The following is a 14,964-nucleotide window of genomic DNA, read 5'->3' on the forward strand; positions in this document are numbered from 1 at the left end:
TGTCTTTTCTCCTAAACCTCTAGTCAAATTACGTCACTTGAACACGCGCTTGTCATGCGCGCACGGACCTCCGAACACGGGAACCCCCTGTCCGCGCGCGGGGCGCGGGGGAGGAACTCAAGTGACCAGCAGATCCTGGACGTTCAGAGCGGCCGCGGTCGGTGTGACGCTCGCGGCGGCCTCCGCCACGTTCGCCACCTTCGCCGTAGCCGAGGCGAGCACCCGGCAGGGCGCGGCCGGAGCCGTGAACCGGCACGACCCGGCCCCGGTGGCGCAGCAGTCGCACGACCTCGACGGCCCGCTGAGCAAGACCCGCAAGGCCCAGCGCGAAGAGGCCCTCAACCAGATCATCGCGGGCGAGGCGAGCCCGCAGGAGCGCGACGGCTCCAAGGTCGTCAAGCTCAAGAGCGGCAAGGGCAAGAGCAAGTACGTCGAGCTGAGCCGCGAGAAGACCGACAAGATCTTCACCATCCTGGTGGAGTTCGGCGACAAGACCGACCCCAAGTACGGCGGCACCCCCGGGCCGCTGCACAACGAGATCGCCGCGCCGGACCGCGCCAAGGACAACTCCACGGCCTGGCAGCAGGACTACGACCAGAAGCACTTCCAGGACCTCTACTTCGGCACCGGCAAGAACACCGAGTCGCTGAAGAAGTACTACGAGAAGCAGTCCTCGGGCCGCTACTCGGTGGACGGCGAGGTCTCCGACTGGGTCAAGGTCCCCTACAACGAGGCCCGTTACGGCAACGACGCCTGCGGTTCCACCAACTGCACCAGCGTGTGGAACGTGGTCAGCGACGGCCTGAACGCCTGGGTCGCCCAGCAGAAGGCGGCCGGCAAGTCGGACGCCGACATCAAGACGGACCTGGCCAAGTACGACCAGTGGGACCGTTACGACTACGACGGCGACGGCGACTTCAACGAGCCCGACGGCTACATCGACCACTTCCAGCTGGTGCACGCCGGTGAGGACGAGTCGGCGGGCGGCGGCGCCCAGGGCACGGACGCGATCTGGGCCCACCGCTGGTACGCCTTCGGCACCGACGCCGGCGCCACCGGCCCCGACGCCAACAAGCTCGGCGGCGCGCAGATCGGCGACACCGGTGTCTGGGTCGGCGACTACACCATCCAGCCGGAGAACGGCGGCCTCGGCGTCTTCGCCCACGAGTACGGCCACGACCTCGGCCTGCCGGACGAGTACGACACCGACGGCGGCGACAACTCCACCGGCTTCTGGACCCTCATGTCCTCCGGCTCGTGGCTGGGCACCGGCAAGGAGGCCATCGGCGACCTGCCCGGCGACATGAACGCCTGGGACAAGCTCCAGCTGGGCTGGCTGAACTACGGCACCGCCAAGGCCGGCACCGCGTCCTGGCACAAGCTGGGCGTCGCCGAGTACAACACCAGGAACAAGCAGGCCCTGGTGGTCAGCCTGCCCGACAAGGCGGTCACCACCACCGTCACCGAGCCCGCGCAGGGCGCCACCCAGTGGTGGAGCGGCAGCGGCAACGACCTGAAGAACACGCTGACCCGGTCCGTCGACCTCACCGGCAAGTCCTCGGCCACGCTGAGCCTGGACGGCTGGTGGGCCATCGAGGACAACTACGACTACCTCTACACCGAGGTGTCCACCGACGGCGGCGCCAACTGGACCGCGCTGGACGGCACCGCGGACGGCCAGGCCATCCCGCGTGACGCCAGCGACAAGCCCGCGCTGACCGGCTTCTCGGAGACCAACAAGAAGCTGTCGTACTCCCTGGACGCCTACGCCGGCCAGAAGATCCAGCTGCGCTTCCGCTACCTCACGGACGGCGGCGTCGCGGAGAACGGCTTCACCGCCGACGAGATCACCGTGACGGCCGACGGCACGCCGGTCTTCTCGGACGACGCCGAGTCGGCGGACGACGCGTGGACCTCCAGCGGCTTCACCCGCATCGGGGCCTCCTTCACCAAGGACTACCCGCAGTACTACATCGCCGAGAACCGGCAGTACGTGTCGTACGACACCACGCTCAAGACCGGCCCGTACAACTTCGGTTCGGCGGCGCGGCCCGACTGGGTGGAGCACTACCCGTACCAGAACGGCCTGTTGATCTGGAAGTGGGACACCTCCCAGGTCGACAACAACACCAACGTCCACGACCACCCGGGCGTCGGCCAGATCCTGCCGATCGACTCCCACCCGACCGCGCTGCGCTGGTCCGACGGCACGCTGATGCGCAACCGGATGCAGGCGTACGACTCCCCGTTCAGCCTGTACGGCACGGACGGCATCACCCTGCACAAGAAGGACGTCGCGACGACGATCGAGCCGTCGAGGGGCGTCCCGGTCTTCAACGACCACACCGGCACGTACTACGACCCGGCGAACCCGTCCGGCGGTGTGAAGGTCACTGACACCAACACCAAGATCTCGATCGTCAAGGAGGCCAAGGACGGCTCGACGATCTCGCTCAAGGTCGGACCCGCGGTGAAGTAACTCGCATCTTCGCAGGTCAGACGCGTATCGGCGGCAACCCCTTGGCGGGTCGCCGCCGATCGTGTTTAGGTGCGTCCTGTGGCTCGCTTATTGACACCGACCGGAACGGGGATGTGACCGCATGGCCGCTGGAGGCTTCTGCAAACTGCCGAACGGCTCGGTCGTCGTCGCGCTGAACCTGCCGTACGACTCCGCCGGCGTGCGGGTGCTGGTGCACGCCGGCAACCGCGCCCGCGCGCTGACCCGGCTGCGCAACCTGGGCTTCCGCGCGATCTACCTGCGCGGCAACACCGCACCTCCGACGCCGGACGAGATCACGGCGGTGCTGCACCATCCGGACGGCCTCATATGGCGCACGGCGCCCACGGGCAACGGGGTCGTACCCCCGGAGCTGTGGCACCCGATCCGCGCTCTTCTGCGCAGGTCAGCGGTCGTCCGGTAGAGGTTCAGCCGCTCACCACCGGCTTGCCGGTGAGTTCCACACCCGCCGCCCGCAGCTCCTCCAGGGCCCGTTCCGTCGTCTGCGCCGAGACGCCCGCCGTCAGGTCCAGCAGGACCTGGGTGCGAAAGCCCTCCCGGGCGGCGTCCAGGGCCGTGGCGCGGACGCAGTGGTCGGTGGCGATGCCCACCACGTCGACCTCGTCGACGGCGCGGGCGCGCAGCCAGTCGGCCAGCGGGGTGCCGTTCTCGTCGGCGCCCTCGAAGCCGCTGTAGGCGGCGGAGTAGGCGCCCTTGTCGAAGACGGCCTCGATCGCGCCGGAGGCGACCGCGGGGGCGAAGTTGGGGTGGAAGCCCACGCCCTCCGTGCCGGCCACGCAGTGCGCCGGCCAGGAGCGGACGTAGTCGGGGTCGTCGGCGAAGTGGCCGCCCGGCGCGATGTGGCAGTCACGGGTGGCCACCACATGGCGGTAGCCGGTACCCGCCGCCTGTCCGACCAGCTCGGTGATCGCGGCGGCGACGTCCGCGCCCCCGGCCACCGCGAGGCTGCCCCCCTCGCAGAAGTCGTTCTGCACATCGACGACGATCAAGGCGCGGCGCATGGTGGTTGTCCTTCGACTGGTGGTGAAGTATCCGAGCCTAGAGACTCGACGGCCCGTAGGGGAGGGGGCGGCGGACGGCGGTTCAGCTCCGGCTGCCCGAGCGCTCGTGGACGTACTCCGTCGGAAGCACCGGTTCCCCCCGCGACAGCTGCGTCGCGGAGAGGGGGAGGTTCGCCCGGGCGGCGATGTGCCGGTCCCGGGGCACGTCCAGCGGCTCGCGGGCCACCACCCGGCCGCCGTCGACCAGCCGTACCAGCAGTTGCCGGTCCGCCAGCTCCGCCGGCACCGGACCGGTGCCCACGACCTCCGCCTCGGCCACCCCGTCCGCGTCCAGCCGGCGCGCCGCCCACTTGCGGCCGCCCACGGACGCCTTGCCGCCGCTGGACTTCTTCGCCACCGGCACCAGGGGCGCCCCCGGCTCGGCGGTCTCCGCGCGCGCGACCAGCTTGTAGACCATGGACGCGGTCGGGTGCCCGGAGCCGGTGACCAGCTGGGTCCCGACGCCGTAGGCGTCCACCGGCGCGACGGCCAGCGAGGCGATGGCGTACTCGTCCAGGTCGGAGGTGACCACGATCTTGGTGCGGGTCGCGCCCAGCTCGTCCAGCTGCTGTCGGACCCGGTGCGCGACCAGGAGCAGATCGCCGGAGTCGATGCGCACCGCGCCCAGCTCGGGCCCGGCCACCTCCACCGCCGTACGGACCGCCTCGGCGACGTCGTAGGTGTCCACCAGCAGCGTGGTGCCGGGGCCCAGGGTGTCCACCTGGGCCTGGAAGGCGTCCCGCTCGTGGTCGTGCAGCAGGGTGAAGGCGTGCGCGGACGTGCCGACGGTCGGGATGCCGTAGCGGAAGCCGGCCGCGAGGTCGGAGGTGGTGGCGAAGCCGCCGACGTAGGCGGCGCGGGCGGCGGCGACGGCCGCCAGCTCGTGCGTGCGGCGGGCGCCCATCTCGATCAGCGGGCGGTCACCGGCGGCGGAGGCCATCCGGGAGGCGGCGGCCGCGATGGCCGAGTCGTGGTTGAGGATGGAGAGGATCACCGTCTCCAGCAGCACGCACTCGGCGAAGCTGCCCTCCACGCGCAGGATCGGGGAGCCGGGGAAGTACACCTCGCCCTCGGGGTAGCCCCAGATGTCCCCGGTGAAGCGGTAGTCGGCGAGCCACGCGAGGGTCTCCTCGTCGACGATCCGCTGCTCGCGCAGGAAACGGAGGAGGTTCTCGTCGAAACGGAAGTTCTCCACCGCGTCCAGGACGCGTCCGGTACCCGCGACCACGCCGTAGCGGCGCCCGTCGGGCAGCCGCCGGGTGAAGACCTCGAACACGCTGCGGCGCTCGGCCGTACCGGCCTTCAGCGCGGCCTGCAGCATGGTCAGCTCGTACTGGTCCGTGAAGAGCGCCGTCGAGGGAACGTCCACCGGCAGCCCAAGGTCCGCTGTGTTCATGGCGAGGATGGTACCCCCTATTCGTCAGTGTGACGATTTCCGGGGTGCGTGGCAGCATGGGCACTGTGACGTCACCCGCGCCCGTAGAGATCGAACGCACCGAGTCGGCGGAGGAGGTCTTCGCCGTACCCGAACCCGACGTCCCCTGGGTCACCATCGTGCACAACGACCCGGTCAACCTCATGAGCTATGTGACGTACGTCTTCCAGACGTACTTCGGCTACCCGAAGGACAAGGCCACCAAGCTCATGCTCGACGTCCACCACAAGGGCCGGGCGGTCGTCTCCAGCGGGACCCGCGAGGAGATGGAACGCGACGTGCAGGCGATGCACGGCTACGGTCTGTGGGCCACCCTGCAGCAGGACCGGAAGTAGCGAACCCACTTACATGCCCGGACAATTCGAACCGCTCCCCGGCGGCGGCGCGGCCGTCGCGCTCGACGACGTCGAGATCTCCATCATCCGCTCGCTCGCCGTCCAGCTCCTGGAGCTGATCGGGCCGGGCCCCGGCGGGGACGCCTCCGGCGACCCGCTCGCGGAGCTGTTCGCGGAGGGGCCGAGCGAGCCGCCCGCGGACCCGGTGCTGCGCCGGCTGTTCCCGGACGCGTACAGCGACCCGGGGAAGGCCCCGGACTCGCCCGCCCAGGCCGAGGAGCGGCGCGCCCACTCCGCCGAGTTCCGCCGCTTCACGGAGAACGACCTCAGGGCCGGGAAGCGGGAGAACGCGCTCGCGGTGATCCGCAGCCTCGACGCCCTCGCCCCGGTGGACGCCGCCGGCGCGGTGCTGAAGCTGTCCCCGGAGGAGTCCCGGCGCTGGCTCGGCACGCTCAACGACCTGCGGCTCGCGATCGGCTCCCGCCTGGAGATCACCCATGACGAGGACACCGAGCTGCTCTACGGGCTCCCGGACGAGGACCCGCGCAAGCCGATGGTGATGGCGTACCTGTGGCTGGGCGGCCTCCAGGAGACACTGGTGTCGACCCTTATGTCGTAATTCCCGGGAATCCGGCGAGTTCGGCGTCCGCTCAGCGGACGCTCAAATCCGGATAACGATCCCGTCACCGTTGCGGCCGGGTTTGCCGCATTCACTCGCTCTTTGTCCGCTTTTCCCTGTGAAGCGCGCCACAATCTCTTCCCGCGATCGATATTGCGGTCGTGATAAATCTTCACGACCGCCCGGCGAACACCACCCATGTTCCGCCGGGTGCGCCACCGAGCCGACGACCGTCGGCCAGGCATCAACTCCATCAATCCGGGGGGATTCGAGACCCGGTCCGCGGCCGACGAAAGGCCGGGATCGGAATGGAGAAAGGCGCACCACCATGACCTCAGCGCAGGTCGACCAGCGTTCCGACGGCGCGGAGACGCGGCCGGCGGAGGGCGGCGAGGGCGAGGGTTACCAGCGCGGGCTCGGCTCCCGCCAGATCCAGATGATCGCCATCGGCGGTGCCATCGGCACCGGTCTGTTCCTCGGCGCGGGCAAGGGCATCTCCAAGGCGGGCCCCAGCCTGATCCTGGCGTACGCCATCGCGGGCCTCGTCATCTTCTTCATCATGCGCGCGCTCGGCGAGCTGCTGATGTACCGCCCGGTCTCCGGCTCGTTCTCGGAGTACGCGCGCGAGTTCATCGGCCCCTTCGCGGGCTTCGTCACCGGCTGGACGTACTGGCTGTTCTGGGTGGTCACCGGCATCACCGAGGTCACCGCCGCGGCCGCGTACATGACGTACTGGTTCGACATTCCGCAATGGGCGTCGGCGCTGATCTTCACGGTCGTGCTCTACGCCGCGAACCTGATCTCCGTGAAGCTCTTCGGCGAGCTGGAGTTCTGGTTCTCCATGGTCAAGGTGACCGCGATCATCGGCATGATCCTGATCTGCGCGGGCATCCTGACGATCGGCTTCTCCGACGCCGGCAAGACCGCCTCGGTCGGCCATCTGTGGAACGAGGGCGGCTTCTTCCCGCACGGCGTCGGCGGCACCCTGATGACGCTCCAGATGGTCATGTTCGCCTTCCTCGCCGTCGAGCTGGTCGGGGTGACCGCGGGCGAGTCCAAGGACCCCAGGAAGGTGCTGCCCAAGGCGATCAACACCGTGCCGTGGCGGATCGCCGTCTTCTACGTCGGCGCGCTGATCATGATCCTGTCGGTGGTGCCGTGGACCGAGTTCCACGCGGGGGTGAGCCCCTTCGTGGCCGCCTTCCAGAAGATGGGCCTGTCGGTCGGCGCCGGCATCGTCAACTTCGTGGTCCTGACGGCCGCGCTGTCGTCCTGCAACTCCGGCATGTACTCCACCGGCCGCATGCTGCGTGACCTGGCGCTCAACAGCCAGGGCCCCAAGCTGTTCACCAAGCTGACACCCAGCGGTACCCCGCTCGTCGGCACCACGTTCTCCGCCGCGCTGATGCTCGTCGGTGTCTGGATCAACTACCAGTGGCCGGGCAAGGCGTTCGACTACGTCGTCTCCTTCGCGACCATCTCCGGCATGTGGGCGTGGATCGTCATCCTGGTCTGCCACATCCGCTACCGCAGGGCGTCCGACCGCGGCGACCTGCCCAGCTCGGAGTTCCGGGCCCCCGGTGCCCCGTACGCCAGCGTCCTCGCCCTGCTGTTCATCGGCATGGTGATCGTGCTGATGGGCATCGACAAGGACGCCCGGGTCTCGCTGTACTGCGCGCCGCTGTGGGGTCTGATCCTCGGCGTCTCCTACGCGGTGCTCAGGCGCCGCAACCCGGAGGCCGCGGCCTTCGCCAAGCGCTGACGCCACCACCGCGGGCCATCCCTCCCGGGACGTCCGGCCGTCGGGAGCACTCGTGGCGCCCCCGGCGACCGCCGCTCAGGACGTCCAGCATGTGGGCCGCCTCGTACCACGCCTCGGTACGAGGCGGCCCTGTGCTTATCCTGGCGACCATGCTGACCATCACCCAGGCCCTGTACGACCAGATCGTCGACCACGCCCGCAAGGACCACCCCGACGAGGCGTGCGGCGTCGTCGCGGGTCCGGCCGGTTCGGACCGCCCCGAGCGGTTCGTCGCGATGCTGAACGCGGCCATGTCGCCGACCTTCTACGAGTTCGACTCGGGCGATCTGCTCAAGCTCTACCGCGAACTGGACGACCGCGACGAGGAGCCGGTGGTCATCTACCACTCGCACACCGCGACCGAGGCCTACCCCTCGCGCACCGACATCTCCTACGCCAACGAGCCGGGCGCGCACTACGTCCTGGTCTCCACGGCCGACACCGACGGCCTCGGCGACTTCCAGTTCCGCTCCTTCCGGATCGTGGACGGAGAGGTCACCGAGGAGGAGGTCCGGGTCGTCGAAACCTACTGATCTCAGCATCCGGCCCGGAATCGTCCGCCAGATGGGATCACCTTCCGGTCCGTGGACCGGGAATCGATACGATGAGTCCATGGTTACGACTGTGGTGCGCGCCCTCGGCCTCTGAAGCGGTGCGCCCCTCGGCTGACGTACCGAGCCCGCAGCCCCCGAAGACCCTTTCCGACAGGAGCCCGCAACCATGGCCATCGAGGTCCGCATCCCGACCATCCTCCGCACGTACACCGACGGCCAGAAGGCCGTGGAGGGCAGCGGGAACACCCTCGCCGAGCTGTTCGCCGACCTGGAGAGCCGGCACGCGGGCATCCAGGCCCGCATCGTGGACGGCGACCAGCTGCGCCGCTTCGTCAACGTCTACCTGAACGACGAGGACGTCCGCTTCCTGGACGGCATCAACACCAAGCTGTCCGACGGGGACAACGTCACGATCCTGCCGGCCGTCGCCGGCGGCATGCGCTGATCGGTCGCTGAGCAGCATGCGCTACGACTCCCCCCTCGCCGCGGTGGGCAACACGCCCCTGGTGCGCCTGCCGCAGCTGTCGCCCTCCCCCGAGGTCCGCATCTGGGCCAAGCTGGAGGACCGCAACCCCACCGGCTCGGTCAAGGACCGGCCCGCGCTGCACATGATCGAGCAGGCGGAGAAGGACGGCCGGCTCACCCCGGGCTGCACCATCCTGGAGCCGACCTCCGGCAACACCGGCATCTCCCTCGCCATGGCGGCCAAGCTCAAGGGCTACCGGATGGTGTGCGTGATGCCGGAGAACACCTCCCAGGAGCGCCGGGACCTGCTCGGCATGTGGGGCGCGGAGATCATCTCCTCGCCCGCCGCGGGCGGCTCCAACACCGCGGTGCGCGTCGCCAAGGAGCTGTCGGCCGAGCACCCCGACTGGGTGATGCTCTACCAGTACGGCAACCCGGACAACGCGGGCGCGCACTACGCCACCACCGGCCCGGAGATCCTCGCGGACCTGCCCTCGATCACCCACTTCGTCGCGGGCCTCGGCACCACCGGCACCCTGATGGGCGTCGGCCGCTACCTCCGCGAGCACAAGCCGGACGTCAAGATCGTGGCCGCCGAGCCGCGCTACGACGACCTGGTCTACGGCCTGCGCAACCTGGACGAGGGCTTCGTCCCCGAGCTGTACGACGCCTCCGTCCTCACCACCCGCTTCTCGGTGGGCTCCGCGGACGCGGTCACCCGCACCCGCGAACTCCTCCAGCAGGAGGGCATCTTCGCGGGCATCTCCACCGGCGCCGCCCTCCACGCCGCGATCGGTGTCGGCAGGAAGGCCGTCAAGGCGGGGGAGACCGCCGACATCGCCTTCGTCGTGGCCGACGGCGGCTGGAAGTACCTCTCCACGGGCGTCTACACGGCTCCCACCACGGAGGCGGCCATCGACACGCTCCAGGGCCAGCTCTGGGCCTAGTTCTCGGCCGAGCCCCGTTCCAAACGCTCGCCAGCCCCCTCTCACGAGGGGGCTAAGCCGTTCCTGCGGACCTCCTTCACCTGGACCGCGGGCACCAGCGGCGGCTGCTCCTCGTCGCAGCTGCTGGCCAACCCGGGCTTCGAGTCGGGCAACACGGGCTGGACCACCAGCTGATCACCCGCACCACCCGAACCTCCTGCGATCCCGCACGCGGCAGCCGTCGCGTGCGGGATCGATCCGTTCTCCGGCCGGTCCCCCGCCGGCCGGCGGGATCCGTTCGCGGCCGCGGTACGTCCCATCCGTACCAGGCGGGCCAACCGGCGGCCCCGCAGAAAGGCGGTCCCCCCCATGCGCCGTACGACACTCCTCGCTCTCGCGGCCACCCCCCTGCTCCTCGCGGGCTGCGGCACCCACACCAGCTCCACCGCGAGCCAGAAGGTCTCTTCGGCCCCGGGGGGTCGGGCCCCGGTGTGCATGAACCAGGTGCGGCTGACGGCCGCCGACAGCGGTCGCACCGTCTGCCTGGCCAAGGGCGGAGAGGTGCGGATCAGCCTCGGCGGTACGAAGGACCGCCCCTGGAAGCCGGTCACCGTCACCGGTGGCGCGCTTGAGGCGATCAACTCCGGCTTCGTCATCCGGCCGGGCAACGCCGAGGCCGCCTTCCACGCGAAGGCCGTCGGCACCGGGAAGCTCACGTCCTCCCGCCCCCTGTGCGCCACCGCCCCCGGGCAGATGTCCTGCAAGGGCATCCAGGAGTGGACGGTCACCGTGACCGTGAAGAGCTGACGGAAACGGCGGAAACGGCGGAAACGGCGGAAACGGCGGGAACGGCGGAAATGACGAAAGCGCCGGAAACACCGAAGCCGTCATAATCGGCGAAACCGCCTCAACTGCCGTTGAACGGGGGGTTGTCGGAGCTAGCGGGCGAGGTGGCGCACCTGGTCCCACAGGACCGGGTCGACCACCCCCACCCGGCGGTGGAAGTCGCCCACCGGCACCTCGCGCAGCTCGTCGGTCCGCAGGAAGCTCGGGCGGCCCCGCGCGTCACCGACCGCGCCGGGCGGCAGCGGGATCACCCCGGCGCGCTCGTCGTGGTACTTCGTGGTGATCTTCGCGACCGTGGCCCGGTCGCCCCGCACGGCCAGCACCAGACAGGGCCGGTCCTTCATCTCCGCACGGTCCTCATAGGACACGTTCGCCCACCAGATGTCCCCCGGCGACGGGCGCCCGCCGCGCGCCCGCGTCTGCCGGGTGCCCGCCCGGCCCGGTGGCCGCAGCCGGCGTCCGCCCGGCCGACGGCCGCGCCCCCAGCCGTCGATGACCGTGGCGACCAGTGCGAGCAGCACCACCGCCGCGAACGCCAGCCACCAGGACGTGTCCATACGACGACGTTACCGGCGCGCGGCGCGGGGCGCGCGCCCTTGGGCGGATCCCGTACGCCCCAAGGGCCAGCCGAACCGGTGACAGCACAGGTGAGTTCGCCCACAACGGCCCCTGGCAGAGGAGCGGCCCACGCGAAGGCGCCGTAGGCTCGACAGACCGCACGACCCCCGTCAGCCCTTTTCCCGAGGGTCCTTACTCGTTCGAGGACCCTCCGCCCACCCGTCTTCGCCTACGGAGGTTTCTGCTTCATGAAGCTCACCGTCGTCGGCTGCTCGGGGTCGTTCCCGTCCGCGGAATCGGCCTGTTCGAGCTACCTCGTCGAGGCCGACGGCTTCCGGCTGCTTCTCGACATGGGCAACGGCGCCCTGGGCGAGCTGCAGCGCCACTGCGGTCTCTACGACCTCGACGCGATCTTCCTCAGCCATCTGCACGCCGATCACTGCATCGACATGCTCGGGTATTTCGTCGCGCGCTACTACCGTCACGACGGCGGCCGCTGCGAGGCATTGCCGGTCTACGGCCCCGAGCACACCGAGCACCGACTGACCACGGCGCACGGCGACACCCCCTCCGCCTCCTCGATGAGCGAGGTCTTCGACTTCCGCACCGTCAAGCCGGCCACGTTCGAGATCGGCCCCTTCACGGTGCACACCGACCGGGTCCGCCACCCCGTGGAGGCGTACGGCATCCGGCTGGAGCACGAGGGCAGGTCCCTCGTGTACTCCGGGGACACGGGCGTCACCCCCGCGCTGGACGAGCTGGCCCGGGACGCCGATCTGTTCCTGTGCGAGGCCGCGTTCACGCACGGCAAGGAAGACATCCCCGATCTCCACCTCAACGGACGCGAGGCCGGCGAAACCGCCACCCGCGCCGCCGCCCGCCGCCTCGTCCTCACCCACATCGCCCCGTGGACCGACCCCCAGGTCAACCTCCGCGACGCCCGTGAGGCGTTCGGGGGGCCGGTGGAGCTGGCGGCGCGGGGCGCGGTGTACGAGATCTGAGGCCCGGCACGGCTCGAAACGCGGACGAAGGCCCCGGAACCATCGAGGTTCCGGGGCCTTCGCGCAGGCAGTGGCCCTACTTGGCCTCCGCCTTCCGCAGCTCGGCGAGTTCCTCGTCGGACTCGCGGCCCGGGGTGGGCAGGTCGAACCTGGTGATGGCGAAGCGGAAGACGACGTAGTAGACCGCCGCGAAGCACAGGCCGACCAGGACCAGGCCCCAGGGGTTGGTCGCGATACCGAGGTTCAGGCCGAAGTCGACCGCGCCGGCCGAGAAGCCGAAACCGTCCTTCATGCCCAGCGCCCAGGTCAGCGCCATGGAGACACCGGTGAGGACCGCGTGGATCGCGTACAGGGCCGGCGCGATGAACATGAACGTGAACTCGATGGGCTCCGTGACGCCGGTGACGAAGGACGTCAGGGCCAGGGAGAACATCATGCCGCCGACGGCCTTGCGGCGCTCGGGGCGGGCGCAGTGCACGATGGCGAGGCAGGCGGCAGGCAGGGCGAACATCATGATCGGGAAGAAACCGGTCATGAACTGGCCCGCGTGCGGGTCGCCGGCGAGGAAGCGTGCGATGTCGCCGCTCTTGCCGTGGTATTCGCCCGCCTGGAACCAGGGGAAGGAGTTCAGCAGGTGGTGCATGCCGATCGGGATCAGCGCACGGTTGGCGACACCGAAGATGCCCGCGCCGATCGCGCCCGACCCGACCAGCCACTCGCCGAAGCTGTGCAGACCCGTGCCGAGGACCGGCCAGATGTAGCCGAAGACGATGCCGATCAGCAGACCGGCGAAGGCGGACAGGATCGGCACCAGCCGGCGGCCGCCGAAGAAGCCCGCCCAGTCGGGCAGTTTGGTGCGGTGGAAGCGCTGGTACAGCAGCGCCACGACTATGCCCATCACCACGCCGCCGAGGACCTTGGCGTCCACCGCGGCGTCCACCATGACGACCTTGCCGTCGACGGCGGTGGCCACCTTCGGCAGGTTCTTGTCGGTGAACGTGCCCAGGACGTTCTTGAAGACCAGGTAGCCGACCACCGCGGCGAGCGCCGTCGAGCCGTCCGACTTCTTCGCGTAGCCGATCGCGATGCCCACCGCGAACAGCAGAGCCATGTTGTCGAGGATGGCGTTGCCGCCCGCCGCCATGAAGGACGCGATCTTCGTCAGGAACGCCGGGAAGTCCGGGCGGCCCAGCATGTCGTCGTTGCCGAGGCGGACCAGGAGGGCGGCCGCCGGCAGCACCGCCACCGGCAGCATCAGGCTGCGGCCGATGCGCTGCAGCACCGCCATCGCGCCGGCGCCCTTCTTCTTCTCGGCCGCGGGAGCGGCGGTCGCCGTGGTCACGTGTTCCTCCTGGGGGTCCCCCCGGCCGAAGGCCGGGAAAGGGGCAAGGCGCCGCCCGGGAACCATGGAAGGGGACGGCGGCGTCTCTGGTCTACACCAGCAGTGGTGTAGACCTGTTGTAGCACGATGAACGTGCCGCGAGGAACCGTGAGATCCGCTACCGCGGGGCTACGCACCGTACCGACCGCGGCCGCTTCGGGCCGTCGCGCCGCCCCGGGCCGTCCTCAGGCCTCGGTCACGTCCTCGACCTGCTCCTCCGGTTCCCTGCCGGGGGTCTTGAGGTCGAAGGCGGTGATGGCGAAGCGGAAGACGGCGTAGTAGACGGCGGCGAAGCACAGGCCGATGGGGATGATCAGCCAGGGCCTGGTGGCCAGGTGCCAGTTGATGACGTAGTCGATCAGGCCCGCCGAGAAGCTGAAGCCGTCGTGCACACCGAGCGTCCAGGTCACCGCCATGGAGACGCCGGTGAGCACCGCGTGGATCGCGTACAGGGCCGGCGCGATGAAGAGGAACGAGTACTCGATCGGCTCGGTGATTCCCGTGACGAACGACGTCAGCGCGACGGACAGCATCAGCCCGCCGACCTCCTTGCGCCGGTGCGGCTTGGCGCAGTGCGTGATCGCCAGCGCCGCCGCGGGCAGCGCGAACATCATGATCGGGAAGAAGCCCGAGGTGAACTGCCCCGCGTGCGGGTCCCCCGCCAGGAACATGCTGATGTCCCCGTGCACCACGGTCCCGTCCGGCTGCCGGTAACTGCCGAACTGGAACCAGAGGGGCACGTTCAGGAACTGGTGCAGGCCCACCACCAGCAGCGCCCGGTTCGTGACGCCGAACAGCCCCGCCCCCCACGCCCCCGCCGCGTGCAGCCAGCCGCTGAAACTCTCCAGCCCCGCACCGATCGGCGGCCAGATCCACAGGCACAGCGCCGCGAACAGGATGGCCACGAAGGCCATGAGGATCGGCACCAGCCGGCGGCCGTTGAAGAAGCCCAGCCAGTCCACCAGCCTCGTGCGGTGGAACCGCGCCCACAGGAACGCGGCCAGCAGACCCATCACGATCCCGCCGAAGACCCCCGGGTTCTGGAAGGTGAACGCCGCCACCGTGCCGTCCCCCGCCCGGCAGCCCACCCCCGGCAGCACCGTCGAACCGCCCGGGCAGTCCTGCGGGAACTGGTGCAGCACCCCGTAGTAGACGAGGAACCCCGCCACCGCCGCGAGCGCCGTCGAGCCGTCGGCCTTCTTCGCCATGCCGATCGCCACGCCCACGCAGAACAGCAGCGGCAGCCCCAGCGAGCCGTCCAGCAGCGCGCCGCCCGCACCCCGCATCACCTTCGCGACCGTCGTCCAGCCGAGCCCGCCCGCGCCCACGACCCCCGGCTGCCCGAGCCCGATCAGCAGACCCGCGGCGGGCAGCACCGCGATCGGCAACTGAAGGCTGCGCCCCATCTTCTGCAACCCCTGGAACAGCCGGCCCCAGCGCTCCCGCGCCACGCTCCCCTCGCTCATGAGCGTCCTCCGGCCACTC

General features: G+C 69.9%; 15 protein-coding genes. 10 read left to right on the forward strand and 5 right to left on the reverse strand.

Going from position 1 to position 14,964, the window contains the following annotated elements; all coding sequences use genetic code 11:
* Positions 1 to 121: 121 nt before the first annotated feature.
* A complete protein-coding gene (locus ACWDD7_RS20265) occupies positions 122 to 2,479 on the forward strand; it encodes an immune inhibitor A domain-containing protein (RefSeq protein WP_351868180.1) in 2,358 nt (785 codons plus the stop codon).
* A 121-nt stretch (positions 2,480 to 2,600) separates the two neighbouring features.
* Entirely contained in the window at positions 2,601 to 2,921 is a 321-nt protein-coding gene (locus ACWDD7_RS20270) for a hypothetical protein (RefSeq protein WP_351868183.1), read from the forward strand.
* Between the two features lie 4 nt (positions 2,922 to 2,925).
* Here the strand turns inward: ACWDD7_RS20270 and ACWDD7_RS20275 are convergent, their stop codons facing one another.
* Positions 2,926 to 3,519 (reverse strand): isochorismatase family protein, encoded by a 594-nt coding sequence (locus ACWDD7_RS20275; protein WP_351868185.1) that lies wholly within the window; start codon positions 3,517 to 3,519, stop codon positions 2,926 to 2,928.
* A gap of 82 nt (positions 3,520 to 3,601) precedes the next feature.
* Entirely contained in the window at positions 3,602 to 4,954 is a 1,353-nt protein-coding gene (locus ACWDD7_RS20280; RefSeq protein ID WP_351868187.1) for a nicotinate phosphoribosyltransferase, read from the reverse strand.
* A gap of 56 nt (positions 4,955 to 5,010) precedes the next feature.
* Between ACWDD7_RS20280 and clpS the strand changes: the two genes are divergently transcribed.
* The 7 genes from clpS to ACWDD7_RS20315 all read left to right on the forward strand — a co-directional run bounded on the left by clpS (position 5,011) and on the right by ACWDD7_RS20315 (position 10,500).
* Complete coding sequence (clpS, locus tag ACWDD7_RS20285; protein WP_351868189.1) at positions 5,011 to 5,328, forward strand: ATP-dependent Clp protease adapter ClpS; 318 nt, start codon at positions 5,011 to 5,013, stop codon at positions 5,326 to 5,328.
* Positions 5,329 to 5,341: 13 nt separating this feature from the next.
* The gene (locus tag ACWDD7_RS20290) at positions 5,342 to 5,947 is read left to right on the forward strand and encodes a DUF2017 domain-containing protein (protein WP_450458330.1); all 606 of its coding nucleotides are present in this window, start codon (positions 5,342 to 5,344) and stop codon (positions 5,945 to 5,947) included.
* 328 nt (positions 5,948 to 6,275) lie between these two features.
* Positions 6,276 to 7,709, forward strand: coding sequence for an amino acid permease (locus ACWDD7_RS20295; protein ID WP_450458331.1), 1,434 nt, complete (start codon positions 6,276 to 6,278; stop codon positions 7,707 to 7,709).
* Positions 7,710 to 7,858: 149 nt separating this feature from the next.
* On the forward strand, positions 7,859 to 8,281 hold the full coding sequence (locus ACWDD7_RS20300; protein ID WP_351868196.1) for a M67 family metallopeptidase: 423 nt from the start codon (positions 7,859 to 7,861) through the stop codon (positions 8,279 to 8,281).
* A 187-nt stretch (positions 8,282 to 8,468) separates the two neighbouring features.
* Complete coding sequence (locus tag ACWDD7_RS20305) at positions 8,469 to 8,747, forward strand: MoaD/ThiS family protein (RefSeq protein ID WP_285562329.1); 279 nt, start codon at positions 8,469 to 8,471, stop codon at positions 8,745 to 8,747.
* A gap of 16 nt (positions 8,748 to 8,763) precedes the next feature.
* On the forward strand, positions 8,764 to 9,714 hold the full coding sequence (locus ACWDD7_RS20310; protein WP_450458332.1) for a PLP-dependent cysteine synthase family protein: 951 nt from the start codon (positions 8,764 to 8,766) through the stop codon (positions 9,712 to 9,714).
* 348 nt (positions 9,715 to 10,062) lie between these two features.
* Positions 10,063 to 10,500: a hypothetical protein gene (locus ACWDD7_RS20315; RefSeq protein ID WP_450458334.1), complete on the forward strand. Its 438-nt coding sequence runs from the start codon at positions 10,063 to 10,065 to the stop codon at positions 10,498 to 10,500.
* 131 nt (positions 10,501 to 10,631) lie between these two features.
* On the opposite strand, the gene ACWDD7_RS20320 is transcribed toward ACWDD7_RS20315, so the two are convergent.
* On the reverse strand, positions 10,632 to 11,096 hold the full coding sequence (locus ACWDD7_RS20320) for a type II toxin-antitoxin system PemK/MazF family toxin (RefSeq protein WP_450458335.1): 465 nt from the start codon (positions 11,094 to 11,096) through the stop codon (positions 10,632 to 10,634).
* A 249-nt stretch (positions 11,097 to 11,345) separates the two neighbouring features.
* On the opposite strand from ACWDD7_RS20320, the gene ACWDD7_RS20325 reads away from it, so the two are divergent.
* Positions 11,346 to 12,098 (forward strand): MBL fold metallo-hydrolase, encoded by a 753-nt coding sequence (locus ACWDD7_RS20325; RefSeq protein WP_450458336.1) that lies wholly within the window; start codon positions 11,346 to 11,348, stop codon positions 12,096 to 12,098.
* 76 nt (positions 12,099 to 12,174) lie between these two features.
* Here the strand turns inward: ACWDD7_RS20325 and ACWDD7_RS20330 are convergent, their stop codons facing one another.
* Positions 12,175 to 13,440 carry a PTS transporter subunit EIIC gene (locus ACWDD7_RS20330; RefSeq protein ID WP_351868213.1) on the reverse strand — a complete coding sequence of 422 codons (1,266 nt, stop codon included), beginning with the start codon at positions 13,438 to 13,440 and terminating at the stop codon, positions 12,175 to 12,177.
* A 224-nt stretch (positions 13,441 to 13,664) separates the two neighbouring features.
* Positions 13,665 to 14,945, reverse strand: a complete 1,281-nt coding sequence (locus tag ACWDD7_RS20335) for a PTS transporter subunit EIIC (RefSeq protein ID WP_450458337.1) — start codon at positions 14,943 to 14,945, stop codon at positions 13,665 to 13,667.
* Positions 14,946 to 14,964 lie beyond the last annotated feature (19 nt).

Source organism: Streptomyces sp. NPDC001056, from assembly GCF_053598955.1.